Raw genomic sequence first — 23629 nt, 5'->3', positions numbered from 1 at the left:
TATGGCCGGGACAAGAGTTGTTAATTGACCCGGCGCGCGGCAGCGCGTAGAGCCCGGCCTGCAACACGAAGCGCAGCAGGTTCGCCTTCAGATCTCGTTACCATTTTCAGAACGGTCATCAGGGCTCCACATCTGCCTCCCTCGCCTTCTTTCATCACACCTCGCATGCGTCCTGATCTGTGAGCTTTCGCACAGGTGTCGTCACGTCGGTGCAGCAAGTCATGAATGACTCCTTCTCTGCCGTTGCGGCCCGTGATTACGGGTGCAGCCGTGGCCGTCACCTGTGCGTGGACGAGCGCCATGAGGCCGGCTGCCAAACCTGAAAGCGAACTGCGCGCTGTACCGCGAGGCCTTCAATGCGGCGGCGCGTGGCGACCGGACCGGCAGAGACTGCCGGAATGCTCTCGCCTCACTGGCGAATATCCGGCGTGTGATGAGCGCAAGGGGAATGCGCCCGTGATGCCATAAAGCCGAAAGCGACCCGGCAGGGTCGCTTTCGTTTTGCGATCAGGCTTGAACCCGGAGCACTAGGAGATTCGATGTGTTTCGCACAATCCGCTCAGGCTGAATTCTGCTCTTTGAACCCCAAGCGCTGCACCTCTTCCAGAATAGCGGCGCCGTGCTTGGCCTGCTTGATACTCACATTGCCCGATCTGCTCACCAGCTTACCCAGGGAAAAAGCAAGGCTTCGTTGCCATGGCTGAAGGTTGTCGGTTTCCTTTGACCATTTGGAAATCTGGAACCAGATATCAGCCGGTACGCCAGTGACATGGTCAATCAGGCTCTGCTCATGCTGGTTGGGAGCACTTACGCCCTGATTGCCATTCGCTTGACTGAACTTCCTGGATACATCAATGAGCTCATTCTCCAGCGCCGGATCAAGACTGATCTTCAGGTCCTTGATTTTTTCCCAGCACTCTTTGCGTTTACACCATTCAGTAACGTTCTTGCCGTTTGGAGGGCTGACAATGACGCGGTGAACAGAGGTTGAGACATCACGAATGGTATTGTGGAGCGCCACTGAGATATTCTGGCTCTTCCAGATACTGTCCAGATCAATTCGCTGAGATGTATTATTGGATATCCAGGCGATTGTATAGGTGACAATGTTGGCCTTGTATCCACCAAAATTCTGATCGCGGACAATCCGATCCGCCCGGCTGAAAATAATGGCTTTGGCAATTAGGTGTTCGAAGTACCGGGCATCCACATCAACGCGCCCGCGCTCTTTCAGTCTGATAGCGAAGTCATTAAAGTTTTTCTGCGCTCCCAGGCTGACAATGTGCGGGAGTTGCATCCAGGTGTTTTCGTACTTCGCCAGATCTGTTTTTGTGAACTTCTGGCGCGTGGGGAACATCGCATCAAACTGCCGTTTCCTGGCAGTCGTGCCCTCTCTGGCTTTTGCGTCGAGATACTGGCCCCTTGCCCGTTCATAAAACCACTTGGACTGCCTGCTGGAACCATCAACGGCGGGAGCCCAGACGGTCCGGGAGAGCCCTTCGATTTCTACATGGAACGGGTCATTGGCGTAGAAGTCAGCATCGTTGACCTTGTTCTGGCTGTTGGCAAACCGTGAGATAAGCGGAACGATATGTTCAAGATGCTCTTCGGGAATAACAGATATTTTTGCCTGAACAAAAATCCCCTGCAGCTCAGCCTTGTCTTTCTTAGCCGTATAGTAAAGAGAGGCGGTGGTCTGACCACCGTTCACGATCTGCAGATTGCGGATTTTTGAAATGGAGTATCCGTTCTCTTCGTCGAACTCAATATCATCAGCGGTTGCCGAAACACCGTTATTGTAGGCAAAGAAGCGATGAGGCTCCTCAAGAATGGTCTTTCTGATCCCTTTATTGACATTACCCCTAGCCTGAAGGAATGATCTGACGTTCCGCTCCAGCAGACGCGGCCCATACTTTTCGTAGATTCCTGCGAGAATTTCTCCGGGTATGACGGCAAGATAGCCTTTGTAATCTGATTTAGGATCGGCCAGCGAAAGACAGGGGATGTTCTGGCCGAATTCTTCTGGGAAGCTGATCTCAATCGGCTCGTATTTCTTCCCGGAACTGGCAAGGCGATACAGGCGTGCCGCGTCCCATACATGCAGCGTGACCGAGATATCGCCACCCTCTTCCGGATGGAACGCGTCCTGATTAACGATCCCATCCGTCAGCAGGAAAATTCTGCAGCTGACAAGACTGTCCTTGAGCTCATGGATTCTCTGAAAGGCATCGTAGCTTTCCGACGACTCTTCGAGGGTGCTGTGAAACCCCGTAAGGCCTCTGCGCAGACAGGTTTCCGCCTGCCTGAAAGCCGCTTCGCACTGAGCCTTTGTGACAGTGACAGGCGGTGTCTGCTGGTTAAATACAGACACAAATACGTCTAAACAATCCTCGTCCTGATTTACGTTGTAGCCGTTGAGCTGCATTCCACGGGATTTATAGAAGCATACGTCTACGTCTTCCACCTCACCGGCTTCAATAAGGTAATCCGCGACCATGCGCGTGAAATGGTCAACCTTGAACCCGCCTTCTTCCGCGTCACCTGCCCCTGCGAGAACCTCCTGTATCAGGTCCTCACAGAATGAATTAAGTCCTTCCTTGTCATTCATCAGCAGGCCTCCTTGATCGACACAGCAAGCTCGGACACGGGAATTTCGTAGCTTGTGCATTGCGCGACAGAAATCGAGTACTTCACATCACCCACACCTGAGCGAAGATCATTCTCACGAACTCTTGGGAAATCGTTCTCCACCAGAAAAACCGCAGACTCTCTTATGGAGTATCCGGTGGGATCGTATTTCGCTCTGTGCGAGTCCACATATCCTGCCTCGATCAGCAGGTTATCGAACTCTGAAACAGCTCCCGACTGTACTGAGAGATGGGCTCTGATGTCATCAACAAGTGCCGGTAACGTCTCAGCCCCACCCTCGATGAGAGCAACCGAAAGGTAATACAGGTAGAGCGCCCCTACGGTTGTTTCGTCAAGCTGCTGCTCGCTCGCAATCTGGAGTTTCTGATGCTGTTTTGAAGCACTGGTTTTTACCTCTACAGCTGCCGTCCCGAACTGAAAATCATGCTGCCTGCTTCTGGGACCGGTCCACGCAAGCACCGCCTTCTCCAGACTGGCAGCAGAAGGGAAAACATGGTCCTTGAGGAACCGGAGTTCGCCGTACAGACCGCGCTGCGCTTCTTCAGAAAGACCATCATCTCCCTGCTTTTCAAAAAACACCTGCCAGAGTCGGACACGGGTGAGAAAGCCCCCAATGACATCTCTTCGTTTGGTGAGAGCATGAAGCTTGCTGTAAAGATCTTCCGCGATAGAAGCAAATATCTCGTTATATCCGACAGCTGATGAGGAAAGTATCAGGCTCGCATGCTCCGGGAGGATTTCATCTCCCGTAATCTGAACCGTAAAATGCAGCCCTCGCGCCACAGGGATGATCTCGGGCAGCGGCGCGCTGTCCCTTGGGACTTCAAGGATGAAGGTACGCAGCATTGCGGGAGCCTTAACCCCGATAAACATGGGGCATATGGCATCCAGACCGACCAGGCGCTTGGCAGTGCCTGGTCCAGCCTTGCGGCTCGCAGATGCTTCAAGGTCAGTCCATAGATCCTTAAACATCGTCTTCATCATCCCCATAGCGATCAAGCCAGTACTTAGTATTGACCTGATACTCGACGGTGGTTCTGTTACGGCTCGCAGGGAAGCTCATGGCCATGCCGATAATGGGCATCTCCGTAAACCGCTCTCCGTCCACAAATACATTATTGGAATCCAGCGGATAAATCAGCAGGAGGCCTCGTTCAGGACTTCTTGCCCGGCGAATGAAGGGGCCGCTTGGCGAAGTGGGCTGCACCTTATGTCGTGTTTCACCGTTTGCCCAGGCATCAACCGTAGCGGCCAGAGCAGAGTCGAGCTGGGACTGTGTAAGATCTATGTACTGATCCTCAGGACTGATAAGGTTGGCATTACGCAACCAGTAAAGATCTTTAGCCGGCTGAACCTCATTACGTTCGGTCAGGCCGGTCTGGTGCCCACCCACAGGGTGCGGGGTTGCTTTAGCGGTGCTGCTGGATATTAAAACCACTGTCCATGAAGTGAGCTCTCCCAAGTCATTGACCTTCTCAATGTACTTGCTGATGAGTTCAGGGTCGGCACCACGCGAAAACGGATGAATCTTAAAGCCAGCAAGGAGATCGTGAATTTGATCTGGCTCGACCTCATCCCACAGGTAATTATTCTTCTTCTGAGCGCTGAATGACCCAAGACCGGCAATCCATTCATCGACGTGCCTGAAGTTATTTTCCTGTGTGTTTTGATTTTTATCAAAAACTATCGTCTGAGCCAGACTGTCGGCGAACGTGACCTGCATTTTTTTGCCGCTTCGGATCTTATTTGCAGCAGTGATGCTCAGGCCATTGGCATGCGTTCTGACTTTAAGGCCATAATCCTCAGGTGTCAGATTACTGAGCTCCATGAGTTTAAACTCGCGCTTCAACTCTTCAGTTGCTACTGCGATATGCTGATACCAGCCTTCAATTTCTTCGGTAGTATAAAGACGGCATAGATCGAGATACCCTGATCTGTATCCAAACCAGCGCCCCATCTGAAGCAGGGTGTCATAGTTTTTTGCCGGACGGGTATAGTAACTGACACTCAGCCCGTCAAGAGTAAGGCCACGGGACAGCTTGTCACCCCCAACCGCGATAACATTTAGTCCTTTAGGATGCTCGGCATAGTCAAGAACACCTTCAGCCAGGCCGTTAATACCTCTGACTTGGATTTTCAGTGCAGCCTCTGTCAGCTCTCGGGATACCTCACTCCACTGAATCGGAGTTATAAGAGGGTCACCTGTCAACTCTATGATAGATGAGGTGTTTTTAACGAAATGCTCTTCCCAGAGAGCCTTCAATTCCGCGAGAAGCTGTTTCCACTGCGGCCCCGTATTAAATTCAAGGGTTCTTTGAATACTGACAAGTTCATCTCCGACCAAGCCAATGACTTTCTCCTGGACGTCATTGAATCTGGTCACATGAATCAGCATTGTGTTGTGAACATTTTTCTGTCCCCTGACCCGGCGGGCCGCGCAGGACAGAACGAACGCTCGGATTGCCTCGATCATCGTGTCGGGAAGACTATCTACCGGAAGATGTTTTTTGTGTTTGCCGGGAAAATACTGCTCGGCATCTTCGGCGTGTCTGATGAGAGGAAGGCTTTTGTCTACGGGAGCCAGTCCGTCGATGCTTTCTGAAAGCCCAAAGACCTTCGTCGCCCCGATATAGTTATCAGGCGGATTTATATAGTAGATAAAGTTTCGCGGGAACAGATCTTCGCCATATTTTGACTTCTCACTGTTTTCATCCGGGGGCACGATGAAAATATTGGCAAAAGGTGTGGCTGTATAACCGATATACGAGCTCTGGGAAAACGTCTTGAGTATCTTCCTGATGGCTCGGTTGATGGCAGTAGGATCTTCTTCCGGATCTTTTGTGTTTACAGAGGCGTTATCGGCTTCGTCATCCAGCAGCAGAAGAGGAATGCCGTTGACGACTCTCTCACCCGTTTCAGGATTGGTCTGGCCCTGCCCTTCAACCCATGTCAGTATTCGGTTAAGAACGGATGTATTTTTCTTGACGACAAGAAGAAGAGGATTCCCCCCCAGCTGGGAGTTTGTGCCCTTTCTGGACCTGAAATCACCACCATGAGCGCTATATGTAAGGGGTTGAACAATCAGCTGCCCGTGGTCTTCAATTTTTCCTACCCCAATGCGGCTTCCGTTCTCATGAAACTTACCAAGCTCACTTTCAAAACCTAGGAATTCAGCATCAAGGCGGGACTGCGTCTGGCTGCGAAGGTCGTTCGTCATACCGGCCAGCACAATGACGAGTTTGTATCCGGCGTCTACGGCCTTGCAGATAAGCCCTGTGTAGTTTGCTGTTTTTCCTGACTGCACATCCCCGACAACCATCCCTCGCCGGTCCCATGCACCTGACTGTGCAGGGTTTCCGATGTCACCCAGGGTCGCATCTGTGACCTGATCCAGTTTCCCGGTAACAACAGAAGGCCAGTTCTTTTCTTCTTCCAGATACTGGCGATAGCGCTTCCAAAATCCCCAGCTGATCTCGGTTTTTCGTTCAGGAAGCCAGTTTTTGTGTTTTTTGTCGCGTAATACAGATGGATCAGGCTGCCATACGCTGACCTGGCTGGAGATTTCCCGGAACAACAGGTTACGGTCAATTTCCTCAGCCAGCCCCGCCGCTTCAAAAGCGTCGAGGAGCGCATTGATTTCTTTTGAAATTTTTTCAGAGGTAACGGTTTCTTCTTTTCGAAGCCTTTTCATGACCATTGACTTGACGTCATCGTATCCATACTGATCCATCTAAATATCTCCTTCGGGCTCTTCTCTAAAGGCTTCTATAAACTCAGGGTTCTGGCTGAACGGCTCCATGGTTGCAAGACGGTCGAATATTTCGTCCCGGCTGAAGCCATTCTTCTGGAATGAACTGTAAATCTTTTGCAGGAGCGGCCTGACCTCTGCGTATTTTGCGCCCTCCAGCGGGCTGCTCATCCTGTCCGGTTCTTCAGAACTGGTGATGATGATGTGAGATGCAGGGATGGTCTCTTCCAGCAGGCGCAGAATGGGCTCGACTTTATCGGTCCCGATTTCGCGGAGTGAAGACTGAATAAGAGGATGCTCACGGTTTATCTCGTAGAAATATTTTCCGTGCCGGGTCTTCTGCTGCCAGAGAAAAATATGATCCTGGGAGGACTTTCTGGCAATGACCTTTCCCCTGTGGCGGTATATCTGGACCGCCTGCTCTCGCGTCAGTTTGGCGATTCTCTTCAGATCAGCGCGGAGGTAACCCGGAGGCCGCGCCCGGGATTTCTTTACGTCGATCTGCCACTCATCATCCATGTTGTTGGGCAGATCAATCTGGATTCGTGCGAGCTTGTGGTGCTCTTCCTTCTGAAAACCAAGCCCGAGCCAGTCGCCAGGAACAAGGAGACGCTCATTTCGATAGATGTAGAAGCCCTGCTGTGCATTCCAGCCCTGCGGACCTGCTGCAGCTCGATGCTTTTCCTGAGCAAGCTTTGACTGATGTGGAAGTACATAAGGCGTGATGGTGAGATGAGCACCTTTGCAGAAGAGCTTTTCTGAGGGGAGCTCCTGGGTTGCCTTTTCTCCCCGCAGGAACGGGTCCCAGGCCTCTATCTGGCGGCCATTGATGAAGATACTGATGCCACCCCGCTTTTCCAGGTAGCGGTGAAATACCATCGCAAGGTGCTCTTTGACCTCCTCAATGGCTTCTAGAAAACGGTTGTAGGCATTCTTGTCGTCAGTACGCGCGGCCCCGGTAACCCGGTCCATTTCTTCCCACAGGACAATCGTCCCCCGCCGGGCTATCTCTTCCCCTGCTTCTGTGAGCCGGTGCTGATTGACCTTTTTCAGGAGACGCCACTCTCCGGCAGTGTTGATGTAATCAAGATCCCAGCAGCGTGCCACGCAGTCGCTGCCCTGCGTTCTGCTGATAACAGACAGACGCCTGCACTGAGAGAAGGAAGCGGTTTTAAGTCCCAGCCCAAACCTTCCAAGGTCGCCTGGTGCGCGGTCCTCCAGGGGGCTTCTTGAGCCCGGCCTCATGGCCGCCACCAGCTCTGCATCGTTCATTCCACAGCCATCATCCCTGATGGATATGAAGGACTGAGCGCCATCCCATTCGAACCTGATCCAGACATTTCTGGCTGATGCAGAAATGCAGTTATCAACGAGGTCAGCGACGGCAGTACGCAGGCTGTATCCAAAGGCCCTCAGTGACTCGACGAGGGCTGATGGCTCAGGCTCGGTCACATCGTACTCATCCGGTGACAGCTCAGCTATCAGAGCTTGATCCATTTTCACCCAGAAATCCTCTCAGCAGGTGCTCAATTGTTTCTCTGCTTTTTGTTTCGCACTCCCAGATGGTGAGAGATTTCCATCCCAGATCCGAAAGCTGCTTCTTAACTGTTTCGTCACGACGAACATTTGCTTCAAATTTTTTTTTCCAGAATTCCACTCTGGACTTTGGAACATAGGCAAATTTACAGCCCGGGTGCCTGTGCCAGAAACAGCCATGAACAAAAATGGCAGCTCTGAATCGCTTCAGCACAATGTCGGGCTTTCCGGGTACGGCTGTGCTGTGCAGTCTGTAGCGATACCCCATCCCGTACAGCACTTTTCGCACCGCCAGTTCCGGAGTGGTGTCCCGTGACTTAATACGGGACATGTTCCAGCTCCGCTTTTGACTGCTCAGCCGGTCCGCCATTCTCAGTCCTTAATACTTTCTAGAACATCTCTCACTATGATTGCAATTTTTAATGCCAGATATGCCGGAACCGCGTTCCCCACCTGATGGTACTGCTCAGTTCTGGGGCCTTCAAAGAAGTAGTTGTCCGGAAATGTCTGCAATCGGGCTGCTTCCCGCACTGTCAGACTGCGGCACTGGGCAGGGTCATAATGAATAAAATAATGCCCATCTTTCGATATATGAGAAGTTACAGTTGTCGACGGTTTTTCCGCCAACTGAACCCTGAAGCGATCATTAAACATTTTCCCTTTGACACCGACATCAACATTTTTATGCTTGGGCAGAAGCAGTGTTGGGAAGTCGGCAAGAACGGGGGAGACTTTGAATTTATTGGCATAGGAGGCAGCAAAAAGATACCGGTAAAGATCATCTTTCATATGTGCGCGCGCATCATGATGCGTCAGGCTTATCAGCCGCTCGTCGCCATACCAGTTGGTCAATGTATCCGGTAGTGAATAGCGTGTTGAATATTTCTGAGATGGAAGGCGGTAATTAGGAGAAATATATTTCTCCATGATATCCGACAGTGCATAATCTGAGCCGGTAGACATCCTGTACCACGGCGTAGCACTGGCGGACCGGATAATCTGCTGCCAGCGCTCCGGGCTATCGATATCCTTTGTCACACCACTTCTCAAGCGGGGCAGACCACCAATAATATCCCGCACACTTGGAGATTCACGCTGCCTCAGTATGCCGGGTATAGATTTTATGTCGCTCCTGATGCCGATGATAAAGATCCGGTGCCTGGCCTGCGGGATGCCATATTCTTCTGCTTTGACAAGAAATGAAGCGGGATCAGCATCCATACTGAACTCCCCCTTCTCACTTAAGGAGTAAAGGCGGTATGCCAGCCCATTGTCGCTTTTGCCAACGGCGGATTTTGGATGCGTCAGATCGCGCAGGATTTTCTGAATTACAGGTTCGCCTTTCACACTGGCGGAAAGCAGGCCTTTAACATTTTCCATCACAAACACAGGCGGCTTGTGATCGACGATTATTTTTAGATACTCCCTATAAAGAAAGTGTCTTTTATCGTCTTCAAAATCAGGCGAACCGCTCATTCTTGAGCGTCCGACGAGAGAGTATGCCTGGCAGGGTGGCCCCCCAATCAGCGCCCACTTTTTTGTACTGCCCAGCCGAGAGTTAATAATACTCTGAACAATGTCATGGTTTTCTTCGCCCAGAGAAATGCAAAGCGCTGACTTTTCCGCTTTACCCCACTGCTCAGGATACTTCTTAATCAACTCCTCTTTGGGAATCTCGCCACTGATGTACTGATAATATTCCTGCGGTGCTTTACCACGCCCGAATGAGCGGAAGAAATGTCGGAGCGTAAGCGTCTTATGAGCAAACTCGTTGTGCTCTATGGATACAATGCTGTGAAAGGACGATGCGCCTTTACCGTTGTGAAGAGCGGAGAAGCCTTCTCCCAACCCTCCAGGGCCTGCAAAGAGATCTACGATTGGGTAAGAAGTCTTAGTCACACTTGTTCCATATAAATCTTTAAATTGATCTGATCACTGGCTTGTGCGGACTGGCCATTACGCCTGCTTCGCCGGAGCCATCCGATAAAAGCCTGGGTCACGTCCGCCTGCTCTCAGTCTGCTGATCGATCCAGTTTTCTATAGCGTCTTTTCTGAACCGCCAGCTACCCCCTACCTTGAAGCCGGGAATTTTCCCTTCTGCGGCCAGCCGGTAGGCCGTCTTCTCCGCGAGCTTGAGGTACTCGGCGACTTCCTTGAGGGTCATAATTTCTTCAGGCATCACATGCGCCCCTGTCTTGACGCCTGAGAGAATAGAGGAAAATCGGGGAGTGGCCAATGAGAAATCAGGGCTTCGCACGCCTCACGGCAAGGGACGTTTAGGCTATCTCGGCGGAGAACAATTGCTGTGCATTCGCCACAGACTCGCCACAAGCTCACAACGCCCGTGACGGACAATGGCGGATTTCTGCGAGTTTCGGCGTGTGCCATTCTGTGGAAAAAACGGCCCCGAAAGGCCGTTTTGTTACCAGAATAATCAGCTAAGTAATTGATTTTAAAATGGTCGGAGTGACAAGATTCGAACTTGCGACCCCCTGCACCCCATGCAATAAAAGATCATTTACTTAGTGTGACTTAGGCTCTGCCTGAAAAAACCGTCGCATGACACAAGCTAGCAAGCAGTTTGCCGCTCTCCACGAACGGCTGCTCTGGGTCGAAAGCGGCCATCCAAAATTCACCATTTGCAGATCAGTTGGGTGCGAGCATCTGCCCCCAGAGGTAAACGGCCCTGAGGAGCCCTCCGTCACGGATTTAGATGTACTAAGCAGCCCGCGAAATCTAATCAACATCTCGGTGGGCAGAAAGTGAGGCGAAATTTCTATCAGCAGCAAAATGTGTAGGCATAAAAAAATCCAGTCACCGCTAAGTGACTGGATTCTTTGGAGTATTTTGGTCGGGACGGAGTGATTCGAACACTCGACCCCTTGCACCCCATGCAAGTGCGCTACCGGGCTGCGCTACGCCCCGACATCATTCTCGATACCGCTGAGAACGTTGAAGAATTTAACCTAACCTTTTGAATAATGGAAGCTTTTTTTCAAAAATTTCCACTCGTCGCCAACCAGGTCACTTCTTGAGCACCACCAACACATCCTCCAACTCCGCAATCATCTGCCGAATCAGCTGCTTGTACTGGCTGGACTCATCCTTGACCTCATCACTGGAGAGCCGTAACCGCGCCCCGCCAATGGTAAAGCCTTGGTCATACAGCAAAGCGCGGATCTGGCGGATCATCAGCACGTCCTGGCGCTGATAATACCGCCGGTTGCCACGGCGCTTCACCGGGTTGAGCTGCGTGAATTCCTGCTCCCAGTAGCGCAGCACGTGCGGTTTTACCGCACAGAGCTCGCTGACTTCACCGATGGTGAAGTAGCGTTTGCCCGGGATGGGGGGCAGCTCGTCGTTATGGCTTGGTTCCAGCATAGGCCTCTACCCGGGCTTTCAGCTTCTGCCCTGGACGAAAGGTGACGACGCGGCGCGCGGTGATCGGGATCTCTTCCCCTGTTTTAGGGTTGCGGCCCGGCCGCTGGCGTTTGTCGCGAAGGTCGAAGTTGCCGAAACCGGACAACTTGACCTGCTCGTTGTCTTCAAGCGCGTGCCGAATTTCTTCGAAAAACAGCTCGACCAGCTCCTTGGCCTCACGCTTGTTAAGCCCCAGCTCCTCGTACAGCCTTTCGGCCATCTCAGCTTTCGTCAGAGCACCCATGCCGTTATTTCCTTAACGTGGTGTTCAACCTTTGTTCAAGCGAGGTGAGGATGGTTTGCAGGGTTTCATTCACCTCATCGTCGTTAAGAGTGCGCGATGGATGTTGCCAGGTCAAGCCGACCGCAAGGCTTTTTCTATCAGGATCAATGCCTTTACCCTGGTAGACGTCAAACAGCCTGAGGTCTGTGAGCCATTCGCCCGCATTGTCACGAATTACTTCAAGCACCGAGCTAGAAGCTACATCACGACCTGCGATCAAAGCCAGGTCACGACGGGTTTCCGGGAACTTGGACAGCTCGCTGAACTTCGGCAGGCGGCCTTCGACTACATCGCCGAGCACCAGCTCGAAGACGAACACCGGGCGGTCGAGGCCGAGGGTCTTGGCCAGCTCGGGGTGGATCGCGCCGAGGTAGCCGACTTCCTTGCCGTCGCGCTCGATGCGGGCGGTCTGGCCGGGATGCAGGGCCGGGTGCTTGCCGGCGGCGAAGGTGAAGTCGCTCAGGGCACCGGAGTAACCCAGCAGGGCTTCCACGTCGGCTTTGACGTCGAAGAAGTCGATGCTGTCGCGGCCGTTGGCCCAGCCTTCCGGCAGGCGGCTGCCGGTGACGACGCCGGCGATCATCGGTTGCTGCTTGAGGTCACCGAGCTGGCCGACGAAGCGCAGGCCGCTTTCGAACAGGCGAACGCGGTCTTGCTGGCGGTTGAGGTTGTGCTGCATGGCCTTGACCAGGCCCGGCCACAACGAGGCGCGCATGGCGGCCATGTCGTTGGAGATCGGGTTGGCCAGCAGCAGCGGCTCGACGCCTGGGGTGAACAGCTCGAACAGTTTCGGGTCGATGAAGCTGTAGGTGATGGCTTCCTGGTAGCCGCGGGCAACCAGCAGGCGACGCAGGTTCGGCAGCTCGCCACGGGTTTCCGGGCGGGCTTGCGGGGCCAGGCGGGCCTGCGGGTAACGGACCGGCAGGTTGTTGTAGCCGTACAGGCGGGCCAGCTCTTCGATCAGGTCGACTTCCAGGCTGACGTCGAAGCGGTGGCTTGGGACCGTGACGGTCCACTCCCCTGCCCCATTAGCGCTGGTGTTCAGCTCCAGGGCGTTGAGCAGTTGCTCGACCTGGGCGGCTTGCATTTGCATGCCGAGCATCTGGGTGATGCGTTCGTCGCGCAGGGTGATCGGCGCGATGTTCGGCAGGTGCTGCTCGCTCACGGCTTCGACGATCGGACCGGCTTCGCCGCCGACGATCTCCAGTACCAGGGCGGTGGCGCGCTCCATGGCTTCACGGGCCAGTTGCGAATCCACGCCGCGCTCGTAGCGGTGCGAGGCGTCGGTGTGCAGGCCGTAGGAACGGGCCTTGCCAGCGACGGAGATCGGCTCGAAGAAGGCGCTCTCGAGGAACAGGTCGCGGGTCTTCTCGGTGTTGACGCCGCTGTGCTCGCCACCCATCACGCCGGCAATGGCCAGGGCGCGGGTGTGGTCGGCGATCACCAGGGTGTCGGCGCGCAGGGCAACTTCCTGGCCGTCCAGCAGGACGAGTTTCTCGCCCTCCTCGGCCATGCGCACGCGGATACCGCCGTTGATTTCGGCGAGGTCGAAGGCGTGCATCGGCTGGCCGAGTTCGAGCATCACGTAGTTGGTGATGTCGACGGCGGCGTCGATGCTGCGCACGTCGCTGCGGCGCAGGCGCTCGACCATCCACAGCGGGGTCGGCTTGCTCAGGTCGACGTTGCGGATCACGCGGCCCAGGTAGCGCGGGCAGGCGGCCGGGGCGCTGACTTCGACCGGGCGCACTTCGTCGTGGGCAGCCGGTACGGCTGGCACCACCGGGCGGGTGACCGGCACGTCGTACAGGGCGCTGACGTCACGGGCCAGGCCAGCGATGGACAGGCAATCGCCGCGGTTCGGGGTCAGGCCGATCTCGATGCTGGCGTCGTCCAGGTTCAGGTACTGACGGATGTCCTGGCCAACCGGGGCGTCGGCGGCCAGTTCCAGCAGGCCGTCGTTCTCTTCGCTGATCTGCAGCTCGGCAGCCGAGCAGAGCATGCCGAAGGATTCGACGCCGCGCAGCTTGGCCTTCTTGATCTTGAAGTCGCCCGGCAGTTCGGCGCCGATCATGGCGAACGGGATCTTGATGCCTGGGCGGGCATTCGGAGCGCCGCAGACCACCTGGAAGGTCTCCGCGCCGTTGCTTACCTGGCACACGCGCAGCTTGTCGGCGTCCGGGTGTTGTTCGGTGGTGAGGATCTCGCCCACCACGATGCCGCTGAACTGGCCGGCAGCGGGGGTCACGCTGTCGACTTCGAGGCCGGCCATGGACAGGCGGGCGACCAGTTCGTCACGGGAGACTTGCGGGTTTACCCAACCGCGCAGCCACTGTTCACTGAATTTCATGCTGTTCTCCTGAAAGTTGCGTCGATTGGGCCTAGCGGAATTGAGCCAAGAACCGCAGGTCGTTGTCGAAGAACAGACGCAAATCGTTGACGCCATAGCGCAGCATGGCCAGGCGCTCGGCGCCCATGCCGAAGGCGAAGCCCTGGTACTCTTCCGGGTCGATGCCGGACATGCGCAGCACGTTCGGGTGGACCATGCCGCAGCCCATCACTTCCAGCCAGCCGGTCTGCTTGCACACGCGGCAGCCCTTGCCGGAACACATCACGCACTGGATGTCGACTTCGGCGCTCGGCTCGGTGAAGGGGAAGAACGACGGGCGGAAGCGCACGGCCAGTTCTTTCTCGAAGAACACCCGCAGGAACTCTTCGATGGTGCCCTTGAGGTCGGCGAAGTTGATGCCGCGATCGACCAGCAGGCCTTCGACCTGGTGGAACATCGGCGAGTGGGTGATATCCGAGTCGCAACGGTACACACGGCCTGGGCAGACGATGCGGATCGGCGGCTGGGTGCTTTCCATGGTGCGCACCTGGACCGGCGAGGTGTGGGTGCGCAGCAGCATGTTGGCGTTGAAGTAGAAGGTGTCGTGCATCGCCCGGGCCGGGTGGTGGCCGGGGATGTTGAGCGCTTCGAAGTTGTGGTAGTCGTCTTCGACCTCAGGGCCTTCGGCGATGCCGTAGCCGATGTGGGTGAAGAACTGCTCGATGCGCTCGAGAGTACGGGTGATCGGGTGCAGCCCGCCGGTGGTCTGGCCACGGCCTGGCAGGGTCACGTCGATGCATTCGGCGGCCAGGCGAGCGTTCAGCTCGGCCTCTTCAAAGGCGGCCTTGCGTGCGTTGAGCACGTCGGTGACGCGTTCCTTGGCGTCGTTGATCAGCGCGCCGACCTTGGGGCGCTCTTCGGCTGGCAGGTTGCCCAGGGTCTTCATCACCTGGGTCAGCTCGCCTTTCTTGCCGAGATATTGGACCCGGATCTGTTCCAGGGTAGTGATGTCTTCAGCGCGTTCCACGGCCTCGAGGGCTTGGGCGACCAGCGCGTCCAGGTTTTCCATGTACAGACTCCAGATACGAAAATAGGGGAAGAGCTTTTGAAGGCTCTTCCCCTATCCGATGACGTTTTACACCCGACGGCGCAGGCGCCGCCGGATGATTGTCGTGGGTACTTAAGCCAGTACGGCTTTAGCCTTCTCGACAATCGCAGCAAACGCCGCTTTTTCGTTCACTGCCAGATCAGCCAGAACCTTACGGTCGATTTCGATCGACGCTTTTTTCAGGCCAGCAATCAGACGGCTGTACGACAGACCGTTGGTGCGGGCACCGGCGTTGATACGAGCGATCCACAGTGCGCGGAACTGACGCTTCTTCTGGCGACGGTCGCGGTAGGCGTATTGGCCTGCCTTGATGACCGCTTGCTTGGCAACGCGGAATACGCGCGAGCGTGCACCGTAGTAGCCTTTAGCCAGTTTCAGAATTTTTTTGTGACGCTTACGAGCGATAACGCCGCGCTTAACACGAGCCATGAGTAACTTCCTCTATCTTAACCAGAATTAACGAACGCGCAGCATGCGCTCGACTTTTGCCACGTCAGACGGGTGCAGCAAGCTGGCACCGCGCAGTTGACGCTTACGCTTGGTCGACATTTTGGTCAGGATGTGGCTCTTGAAAGCGTGCTTGTGCTTGAAGCCGGAAGCCGTCTTCAGGAAGCGCTTCGCAGCACCGCTCTTGGTTTTCATTTTTGGCATGTTGGAACTCCGCATTCGAATAAAAATTACACAATAATCATCAGGCCTGCCGTGCCCGGGAGATTACTTCTTCTTTTTGGGGGCGATGACCATCATAAGCTGGCGTCCTTCCATCTTCGGATGCTGCTCAACGGTGCCGTATTCCACGAGGTCAGCTTCGACCCGCTTCAACAGCTCCATGCCCAGCTCCTGGTGGGCCATCTCACGGCCGCGGAATCTCAGAGAGATCTTGGCCTTGTCCCCATCGCTAAGGAAACGTACCAGGTTGCGTAGTTTTACCTGGTAATCCCCTTCTTCCGTCCCTGGACGAAACTTGATTTCTTTGATCTGGATCTGCTTCTGGTTCTTCTTGGCTTCGTTGGCCTGCTTCTTCTTCTCGAAGAGGTGCTTGCCGTAGTCCATCACCTTGCAGACGGGCGGTTGCGCGTCTGCAGAGATTTCCACCAGATCCAGCTTCGCTTCATCAGCGATACGCAGCGCTTCATCAATCGAGACGATGCCAATCTGCTCGCCGTCAGCACCAATTAACCGAACCTCGCGTGCCGAGATATTCTCGTTGATCGGGGCTTTCGGTGCAGTTCGTTTATCGTTTCTCATTTCACGCTTAATAGTCATTACTCCGATTCTTGGCGACCACGCCGGGAAACCGCTTGCGACAGCAGCTCAGCGAACTGCGCGACGGGCATCGAGCCCAGGTCTGCGCCTTCGCGGGTGCGCACAGCGACGGTTTGCGTTTCGACTTCGCGATCCCCTATAACCAAAAGATAAGGGACCCGCAGCAACGTATGCTCGCGGATTTTAAAGCCGATCTTCTCATTTCTCAAGTCCGACTTGGCACGGAATCCGCTACCATTCAGGGCTTTTTCCACCTCGAGGGCGAAATCGGCCTGTTTGTCGGTGATGTTCATGATCACGGCCTGGGTCGGGGCGAGCCAGGCCGGGAACACGCCGGCGTAGTGCTCGATGAGCATGCCGATGAAGCGTTCGAACGAACCGAGGATGGCGCGGTGCAGCATCACCGGGCGCACGCGGCTGTTGTCTTCGGCGATGTAGCTGGCGTCCAGGCGCTCGGGCAGGTTCGGGTCGTACTGCAGGGTACCGCACTGCCAGTTACGGCCCAGGCAGTCGCGCAGGGTGAACTCGATCTTCGGGCCGTAGAAGGCGCCCTCGCCCGGCTGGTATTCCCACTCCAGGCCCGACTCGTTCAGGGCGTCGGCCAGCGCGCCTTCGGCGCGGTCCCAAAGCTCTTCGGAGCCCACGCGCTTGGCCGGACGGGTCGACAGCTTCATGGCGACGTCGGTGAAACCGAAGTCCTTGTACACGTCCAGGGTCAGCTTGATGAAGTCGGCGGCTTCCTTCTTCACCTGGTCTTCAGTGCAGAAGATATGCGCGTCGTCCTGCACGAAGCCACGCACGCGCATGATGCCGTGCAGCGCGCCGGACGGCTCGTTGCGGTGGCAGGCGCCGAACTCGGCCAGGCGCAGCGGCAGGTCGCGGTAAGACTTCAGGCCCTGGTTGAACACCTGCACGTGGCACGGGCAGTTCATCGGCTTTACCGCGTAGTCGCGGTTTTCCGACGCGGTGGTGAACATGTTCTCGGCGTAGTTGGACCAGTGGCCGGAACGCTCCCAGAGGATGCGATCGACAACCTGCGGGGTCTTGATTTCCTGGTAGCCGTTTTCACGCTGGACCTGGCGCATGTACTGCTCGAGCACCTGGTACACGGTCCAGCCGTTGGCGTGCCAGAACACCATGCCCGGGGCTTCTTCCTGCAGGTGGAACAGGTCGAGCTGCTTGCCGATCTTGCGGTGGTCGCGTTTTTCGGCTTCTTCGATGCGCTGGATATAGGCGGCCAGCTGCTTCTTGTCGGCCCAGGCGGTGCCGTACACGCGTTGCAGCTGCTCGTTCTTGGCATCGCCGCGCCAGTAGGCGCCGCTCAGTTTGGTCAGCTTGAACGCTTTCAGGAAGCGAGTGTTAGGCACGTGCGGGCCACGGCACATGTCGACGTATTCTTCGTGGTAGTACAGGCCCATGGCCTGTTCATCCGGCATGTCCTCGACCAGGCGCAGCTTGTAGTCTTCGCCACGCTGGGTGAACACGTCGATGACTTCGGCGCGCGGGGTCATCTTCTTGACGACGTCGTAGTCCGTGTCGATCAGCTGCTGCATGCGCTTTTCGATGGCGGCGAGGTCGTCCGGGGTGAAGGGACGCTCGTAGGCGATGTCGTAATAGAAGCCTTCGTCGATCACCGGGCCGATCACCATGCGGGCGGTCGGGTACAGCTGCTTCACTGCGTGGCCGATCAGGTGCGCGCACGAGTGACGGATGATCTCCAGTCCCTCTTCATCTTTAGGGGTGATGATCTGCAGGGTGGCGTCGTGGTCGATCTTGTCGCAGGCATCGACGAGCTTGCCGTCGACCTTGCCGGCCAGGGTGGCCTTGGCCAGGCCTGCGCCGATCGAGGCGGCGACTTCGGCTACGGATACCGGCTGGTCGAACGTGCGTTGACTGCCATCGGGAAGAGTAATAACGGGCATGGCGCCTCCTCTCCTAGTGGTGACCCCTACCAAAGGTCACGTGGGTTGGGATGAGCCAGTACAAGATCCGCCCTGCCTTTCCCGCGGGAAAGCCTGCCTCACAGTGGCAGAGACCTTTCGGCCTGCCAGGGACGAACCAGAGTGACTGGAAGGTATAAAAAGAAATGCGCCCGCACAGGGCGTGGCGCAAGGGAGGCATGCTAGCACGGGGCTAGAGCGGCCGGCAGAAATATTTGGAATTTACGCCTTGGCGGTGAACTCTTGCGGAAAATTTCCTATCAGACTTTCTGAAGCAACCTACTCTTGATGAGACCATTAACCAAGGAGTGTCCGGTTATGCGACTTCAGTCCCTTCTGGCTGCCTGCGCCGCAAGCGCCCTGCTGCTGCCCCTGGCTGCCAACGCAGGCAATTTCCCCGCCGGCAAGGAAGCGTCCTATATGACGCAGTGCCAGGATGTGGCGAGCGCCAAGGGCGTGGATGCGGCAATGGCCAAGAAGCACTGCGAGTGTGGTGCCCAAGCCATTAAAAAGAATTTCACTGACAAGGAGATCGAGGACCTCGACAGCAAGGACGGCGTAGACGCCAAGCTGATGCAGAAGGCTCAGCAGGTGGTCGAGGCCAGCTGCACCCGAAAATAGGCCGGTTTTCCGGCGATCCGTCGCATCTTTTGCCCTGGATCAACATCCTGCGAAGGTAATAGGCGCTAGATGCGAAGAATTAGACTATAGTGTCGTCGGTGCCACTGAAGCTTAGGCGACACTGCACCCCGATAAAAAATCATGTTTCTGGAGATTCACCCCATGTCCAATCGCCAAACCGGCACCGTCAAGTGGTTCAACGATGAAAAAGGCTTCGGCTTCATCACTCCTCAAGGCGGCGGCGACGACCTGTTCGTACACTTCAAGGCTATCGAAACCGACGGTTTCAAAAGCCTGAAAGAAGGCCAAACTGTTTCCTTCGTTGCCGAAAAAGGCCAGAAGGGCATGCAGGCTGCGCAGGTTCGTCCGGAGTAATTTTCGGATAGCTGCAAAAAAACCCGCCCTTGTGGCGGGTTTTTTATTGGGCGCCTGCCAAGGCAGGCTGGGCCCATGTGCGCTGCCGATCAAGCGCGACAGTGGCCAGGAGGGCCACCATCCCATGGCAATGATCGAACTACACGGCCTGGGCTTGTTCCATGGCCGCAAACACCTCTTCAGCGAACTCGACGCGCGCATCGAATGGGGGCAGCGCATCGCCATCATCGGCGACAATGGCAGCGGCAAGTCGTCATTGCTGCATTTGCTGCAGGGCGGCCTGGCACCCAGCGAGGGGCACATGGAGCGCCACGGCGGTTTGCGTGTCGGCCATGTGGCACAGGTACTGGGCGGCGAGTCGTCGCTCAGCGGCGGCCAGCGTGTCAACCAGGCATTGAGCCAGGCACTGGCCCTGGACCCCGACCTGCTGCTGCTGGACGAGCCGACCAACCACCTGGACGCCGCCAACCGCCGCTCGCTGTCACGCATGCTCGAGCATTTCCACGGCACCCTGGTGCTGGTGACCCACGACGTGGCGCTGATGAACCAGACCTGCAACACGCTCTGGCACTTGCACAACGGGCGCCTGGACGTGTTCAACGGCAGCTACGCCGACTACATGGCCGAGCGCGACCTGCAGCGCGGCTTGCTCGACAAGCGCATCGCCGAGGTGCGCCGCGCCCGCGACGACGCCCACGACTCACTGATGCAGGAACAGGCCCGCGCCGCCGGCGCCCGCAAGCGTGGGGCCAAGGCGATCCAGAACAGCAAGTGGGCTACCGTGCGCTCGCCGACCAAGCTGGGCCGCGGAAACACCACGGCCGGGCGCAAGCAAGCGCAGATCCTGCAGCAACAGCGCGAGCTCGGCGAACAGCTGGCCGAACTGCGCCCGGAGCCGGTGATCGTGCCACGCTTCCATCTGCCGGCGACGGGCCAGTCATCGCGGGTGCTGATCCAGGTGCGTGACGGCTGTGTGGGCTACGCAGACACAGCGGTGCTCAACGGCATCGACCTGCAGCTGGACGGCGGCGAACGCCTGGCCCTGACCGGCAACAACGGCAGCGGCAAGTCCACCCTGGCGCGGGCGATCCTCGGCGATCCACGGGTCTGGCGGCGCGGCGACTGGCTGCTGCCGGCGCCCGAGCAGATCGGCTACATCGACCAGCACTACGCCACCCTGCCTGCCGACGCCAATGTGCAGGAAGCCCTGTCGCGACAAGTGCCGGATTGGCCGCTGGAACAGTTGCGCGCCCACCTTGCAGACTTTCTGTTCCGCCATGCCGATGCGGTGCAGGCGCCGGTGGCGGGCTTGTCCGGCGGCGAGAAGGCGCGCCTGTCCCTGGCCTGCATCGCCGCGCGGCCGCCGCAGCTACTGATCCTCGACGAGCCGACCAACAACCTCGACCTGCGCATGCGTACCCATCTGCTGGAAGTGCTGGTGGTTTACCCCAACGCGCTGCTGGTGATTTCCCACGACCGGGACTTCCTCGACGGCCTGGGCATCGACCGTCACTTTCACTGCGTCAGGGACCACTCGGCCAAAGGCCAGTAGCGGCCCTTGCGTGACTCGTACAGGGTGAAGTGGCGGGCGACGAGGTGGAACGCCGGCGCCTCGCCCGCCTCCGGCAATGGCTCGCGAAAATCCCGGGACAGGGTCAGGTGCGGCCGGTACTCACGCACCGACGGCTCGATGCCCAGCGGCAGCAGCGCCTGCTGCAAGTCGTACACCAGCTGGCGCAGGGCCAACGGCGCCTGCGCCGGCGCCAGCACCAACGCCGAAGCCCGCGGCCATACCTGCAACTGGTCCAGGACCAGGCGCAGCTTGGCTTCAGGAAGCCGCAGTGCATCCACTACGGCGCACACCGCCGGCACCTGGGCGGCATCGACATCGCCCAGGAACAGCAAGGTGACATGGAAGTTCTCGCTCGGCACCGGCTTGCCGCTGCGCAAGCCCAGGCCACGCCGCCACTGGCTGATGCCACGGCGCTGTTCTTCGCCCAGTGACAGGGCGAAAAACAGCCGCTTGAAGGGAGCCCCGCTGGGGCGTACATCCTGGGTCATCGGGAGTTCCTTGCTGGATGGACGTCCACCCGATTGTAAACGCCGGGTCGCCAGAAAATACCCGCACATACGGATGAATCGTTTGCGCAAGCTGTAGGCCATGCCACCTAAGTCGGGCGGTTTTGTCGTAACAATAAGTACAAACCCGCGCCACGATTGTTTATGCTGGCTGGCTTACGCCATGGCGCATGGCCATTTTTCGACAAGTAAACGTCCATGAAAATTGCACTCGTACTGATCTTCGTCCTCTCGATCGCCTATGTTCACCTGCGCGGTCGGGTACGTCACAAGCTGACCCGCCAGCTGGGCGACCACTCCAGCTTCCTGGCCCCGGTCAACGCCTTCCTGTACCTGTTCTCCAAGCACCCGGCCAAGCCTTACCTGCCGGTCAGTGCCTTCCCCGAGCTGCAGGTACTGCAGGACCACTGGCAGGAGATCCGCAAGGAAGGCCAGCAACTGCTGCAGGCCGGCGAGATCAAGAAGTCCGACAACTATGACGATGTCGGCTTCAACTCGTTCTTCAAGACCGGCTGGAAGCGCTTCTACCTGAAGTGGTACGGCGAGAGCCACCCCTCGGCGATGACCCTGTGCCCACGTACCACCGAGTTGCTGCAAGGCATCGGCACGGTCAAGGCGGCGATGTTCGCCACCCTGCCGCCGGGCGCCAAGCTGGTGCGCCACCGCGACCCCTACGCCGGCTCGTACCGCTACCACCTGGGCCTGGACACGCCCAATGACGATGGCTGCTACATCGACGTGGACGGCGAGAAGTACTCCTGGCGCGACGGTGAGGGCGTGGTGTTCGACGAGACCTACATCCACTACGCCGCCAACACCACCGAGCACAACCGCATCATCCTGTTCTGCGACGTCGAGCGCCCGCTCAAGTACCGCTGGGCAGCCGCGTTCAACCGCTGGTTCAGCCGCAACGTGATGGCCGCCGCCGCCGCGCCCAACGACGCCAATGACAAGACCGGGGGTATCAACCGCCTGTTCACGCGCATCTACAAGATCCGTGAACGCGGCAAGGCCATGAAAAAGCGCAACCGCACCCGCTACTACCTGGAGAAGTGGGCAGTGGTCGCGGCGCTGGTACTGGTGTTCATCTACATCTGATCCGGTCGTTATCCTCGCGGGGCAAACCCGCTCCTGCCAACAGCGGGAGCGAGCTTGCCCCGCGCGTGTTTTCCCCGCTGCAAATCCCGTCTTCGACTAGCCTGAAAGCTCCTGTTGCCAACCTGACAAGGTGAAGACGATGAGCATGATGGACTGGGACGCCTACCGTAAGCAGTTGATGGCCGGCATCGGCGATCTCAAGCAACTGTCCCCCGATACCGTGGCCGGCTACATGACTGCCAGTGGCGCCGGGGCCAAGACCAACCACCTGGACGCCAAGACCCGCGAACTGATCTCCCTGGCCGTGGCGGTCACCACCCGCTGCGACGGCTGCATCGCCGTTCACTCGCAGCAGGCGGTCAAGCATGGCGCCACCCGCGAGGAGATCGCCGAGGCCCTGGGGGTAGCGGTGGCGATGAACGCCGGCGCGGCACTGGTCTACTCGGCCCGGGCCCTGGACGCGGTGGGCAAGACCGGCGCCTGACACACCAAGGCGTCGCCGCCCTTGCGCGACGACGCCGCGCCACCCAGACTTGGCGGCCCAGCCCGTGCAGGAACCGCCATGATCCAGATTCGCCCCATGACCCCGGAAGACTTCAAGCGCTTCTGGCCGACCTTCCAGGCCATTGTCCAGGCTCGCCAGACCTACGCCTTCGACCCCGCCCTGAATATCGACCAGGCCCGCACGCTGTGGCTGGAGAATCCGTTGCGCACCCTGGTGGCCGAGGCGGACGGCGAGCTGCTCGGCTCTTACTTCCTCAAGGCCAATGCCGCCGGCCCTGGCGGGCATGTGGGCAACTGCGGCTACATGGTGTGCGAAAACGCCCGTGGCCGCGGCGTGGCCAGGCTGATGTGCGAGCATTCGCAGAAGCTCGCCCGCCAGGAAGGCTTCCTGGCCCTGCAGTTCAATTCGGTGGTGGCGACCAACGAAGTGGCAGTGGCGCTGTGGCACAAGCTCGGCTTCGAGACTGTCGGCCGCCTGCCCAAGGCCTACCGCCATGGCGAGCTGGGCCTGGTCGATTGCCTGGTGATGTACAAGTGGCTGGCCGACGAGCCGGTGGTGGAGAAACCGCCGCTGTTGATCGGGCGCAAGAACATCGAGGCGCGGGTGTCGCGGCGGCGCGGCCGCTAGCGACTGCTCCAGCGGGCCGCCCCTGCCCCTTGCCGGGTCATCACCCGG

Annotated in this window: 22 protein-coding genes and 1 tRNA gene; 6 read left to right on the top strand and 17 right to left on the bottom strand. The window is 57.4% G+C overall.

The features are described from left to right. Positions 1-559: 559 nt before the first annotated feature. From LU688_RS11540 to thrS, 16 genes are all read right to left on the bottom strand, one after another. Positions 560-2608, bottom strand: a complete 2049-nt coding sequence (locus LU688_RS11540) for an AIPR family protein (protein WP_232888024.1) — start codon at positions 2606-2608, stop codon at positions 560-562. Continuing rightward, positions 2608-3621: a PD-(D/E)XK motif protein gene (locus LU688_RS11535; protein WP_232888025.1), complete on the bottom strand. Its 1014-nt coding sequence runs from the start codon at positions 3619-3621 to the stop codon at positions 2608-2610. Before LU688_RS11535 ends, LU688_RS11540 begins: the two co-directional genes overlap by 1 nt. Then, on the bottom strand, positions 3614-6379 hold the full coding sequence (locus LU688_RS11530; protein WP_232888026.1) for a Z1 domain-containing protein: 2766 nt from the start codon (positions 6377-6379) through the stop codon (positions 3614-3616). The genes LU688_RS11535 and LU688_RS11530 overlap by 8 nt, the downstream gene beginning before the upstream one ends. Beyond that, positions 6380-7894 (bottom strand): ATP-binding protein, encoded by a 1515-nt coding sequence (locus tag LU688_RS11525; RefSeq protein ID WP_232888032.1) that lies wholly within the window; start codon positions 7892-7894, stop codon positions 6380-6382. Then, positions 7872-8303, bottom strand: coding sequence for a very short patch repair endonuclease (locus tag LU688_RS11520; RefSeq protein WP_269152088.1), 432 nt, complete (start codon positions 8301-8303; stop codon positions 7872-7874). The genes LU688_RS11525 and LU688_RS11520 overlap by 23 nt, the downstream gene beginning before the upstream one ends. Positions 8304-8305: 2 nt before the next feature. Next, complete coding sequence (locus LU688_RS11515) at positions 8306-9832, bottom strand: DNA cytosine methyltransferase (RefSeq protein ID WP_232888028.1); 1527 nt, start codon at positions 9830-9832, stop codon at positions 8306-8308. A gap of 97 nt (positions 9833-9929) precedes the next feature. After that, the gene (gene mads1, locus LU688_RS11510; RefSeq protein ID WP_094988466.1) at positions 9930-10112 is read right to left on the bottom strand and encodes a methylation-associated defense system helix-turn-helix domain-containing protein MAD1; all 183 of its coding nucleotides are present in this window, start codon (positions 10110-10112) and stop codon (positions 9930-9932) included. A 669-nt stretch (positions 10113-10781) separates the two neighbouring features. Next, positions 10782-10858 (bottom strand) — tRNA-Pro (locus LU688_RS11505). Between the two features lie 99 nt (positions 10859-10957). Then, on the bottom strand, positions 10958-11314 hold the full coding sequence (locus LU688_RS11500) for a MerR family transcriptional regulator (protein WP_023629031.1): 357 nt from the start codon (positions 11312-11314) through the stop codon (positions 10958-10960). Further along, entirely contained in the window at positions 11295-11597 is a 303-nt protein-coding gene (gene ihfA, locus LU688_RS11495) for an integration host factor subunit alpha (RefSeq protein ID WP_009394049.1), read from the bottom strand. The genes LU688_RS11500 and ihfA overlap by 20 nt, the downstream gene beginning before the upstream one ends. A 4-nt stretch (positions 11598-11601) precedes the next feature. Next, positions 11602-13983: a phenylalanine--tRNA ligase subunit beta gene (gene pheT / locus LU688_RS11490; protein ID WP_232888029.1), complete on the bottom strand. Its 2382-nt coding sequence runs from the start codon at positions 13981-13983 to the stop codon at positions 11602-11604. A 31-nt stretch (positions 13984-14014) separates the two neighbouring features. Then, positions 14015-15031, bottom strand: coding sequence for a phenylalanine--tRNA ligase subunit alpha (pheS, locus tag LU688_RS11485; protein ID WP_023629191.1), 1017 nt, complete (start codon positions 15029-15031; stop codon positions 14015-14017). Positions 15032-15142: 111 nt separating this feature from the next. Beyond that, positions 15143-15499: a 50S ribosomal protein L20 gene (rplT, locus tag LU688_RS11480; protein WP_003250671.1), complete on the bottom strand. Its 357-nt coding sequence runs from the start codon at positions 15497-15499 to the stop codon at positions 15143-15145. A 27-nt stretch (positions 15500-15526) separates the two neighbouring features. Further along, positions 15527-15721 carry a 50S ribosomal protein L35 gene (rpmI, locus tag LU688_RS11475; protein ID WP_003250667.1) on the bottom strand — a complete coding sequence of 65 codons (195 nt, stop codon included), beginning with the start codon at positions 15719-15721 and terminating at the stop codon, positions 15527-15529. A gap of 63 nt (positions 15722-15784) precedes the next feature. Further along, positions 15785-16336 carry a translation initiation factor IF-3 gene (gene infC / locus LU688_RS11470; RefSeq protein ID WP_023629190.1) on the bottom strand — a complete coding sequence of 184 codons (552 nt, stop codon included), beginning with the start codon at positions 16334-16336 and terminating at the stop codon, positions 15785-15787. Continuing rightward, entirely contained in the window at positions 16336-18258 is a 1923-nt protein-coding gene (thrS, locus tag LU688_RS11465; RefSeq protein WP_110605561.1) for a threonine--tRNA ligase, read from the bottom strand. The genes infC and thrS overlap by 1 nt, the downstream gene beginning before the upstream one ends. Before the next feature lie 336 nt (positions 18259-18594). On the opposite strand from thrS, the gene LU688_RS11460 reads away from it, so the two are divergent. The 3 genes from LU688_RS11460 (at position 18595) to LU688_RS11450 (ending at position 20824) form a co-directional block, all read left to right on the top strand. Beyond that, on the top strand, positions 18595-18897 hold the full coding sequence (locus LU688_RS11460; protein ID WP_110605562.1) for a hypothetical protein: 303 nt from the start codon (positions 18595-18597) through the stop codon (positions 18895-18897). A gap of 162 nt (positions 18898-19059) precedes the next feature. Continuing rightward, positions 19060-19272 carry a cold-shock protein gene (locus LU688_RS11455; RefSeq protein ID WP_007956027.1) on the top strand — a complete coding sequence of 71 codons (213 nt, stop codon included), beginning with the start codon at positions 19060-19062 and terminating at the stop codon, positions 19270-19272. 124 nt (positions 19273-19396) lie between these two features. Next, positions 19397-20824 carry an ATP-binding cassette domain-containing protein gene (locus LU688_RS11450; RefSeq protein ID WP_160291157.1) on the top strand — a complete coding sequence of 476 codons (1428 nt, stop codon included), beginning with the start codon at positions 19397-19399 and terminating at the stop codon, positions 20822-20824. On the opposite strand, the gene thpR is transcribed toward LU688_RS11450, so the two are convergent. Then, positions 20788-21333 carry an RNA 2',3'-cyclic phosphodiesterase gene (gene thpR, locus LU688_RS11445; protein ID WP_160291156.1) on the bottom strand — a complete coding sequence of 182 codons (546 nt, stop codon included), beginning with the start codon at positions 21331-21333 and terminating at the stop codon, positions 20788-20790. The genes LU688_RS11450 and thpR overlap by 37 nt on opposite strands. Positions 21334-21549: 216 nt before the next feature. On the opposite strand from thpR, the gene lpxO reads away from it, so the two are divergent. The 3 genes from lpxO (at position 21550) to LU688_RS11430 (ending at position 23581) form a co-directional block, all read left to right on the top strand. Further along, a complete protein-coding gene (gene lpxO / locus LU688_RS11440; protein WP_023632669.1) occupies positions 21550-22449 on the top strand; it encodes a lipid A hydroxylase LpxO in 900 nt (299 codons plus the stop codon). Positions 22450-22588: 139 nt separating this feature from the next. Continuing rightward, positions 22589-22933 (top strand): carboxymuconolactone decarboxylase family protein, encoded by a 345-nt coding sequence (locus LU688_RS11435; protein ID WP_038705853.1) that lies wholly within the window; start codon positions 22589-22591, stop codon positions 22931-22933. 78 nt (positions 22934-23011) lie between these two features. Then, positions 23012-23581, top strand: coding sequence for a GNAT family N-acetyltransferase (locus tag LU688_RS11430; RefSeq protein WP_160291155.1), 570 nt, complete (start codon positions 23012-23014; stop codon positions 23579-23581). The last annotated feature ends 48 nt before the right edge of the window (positions 23582-23629 follow it).

It is taken from the genome of Pseudomonas soli (assembly GCF_021283165.2).
GTDB lineage: Bacteria > Pseudomonadota > Gammaproteobacteria > Pseudomonadales > Pseudomonadaceae > Aquipseudomonas > Aquipseudomonas soli.
Note: the sequence above shows the minus strand (reverse complement) of the source record. Positions and strands in the feature narration are given on the sequence as shown.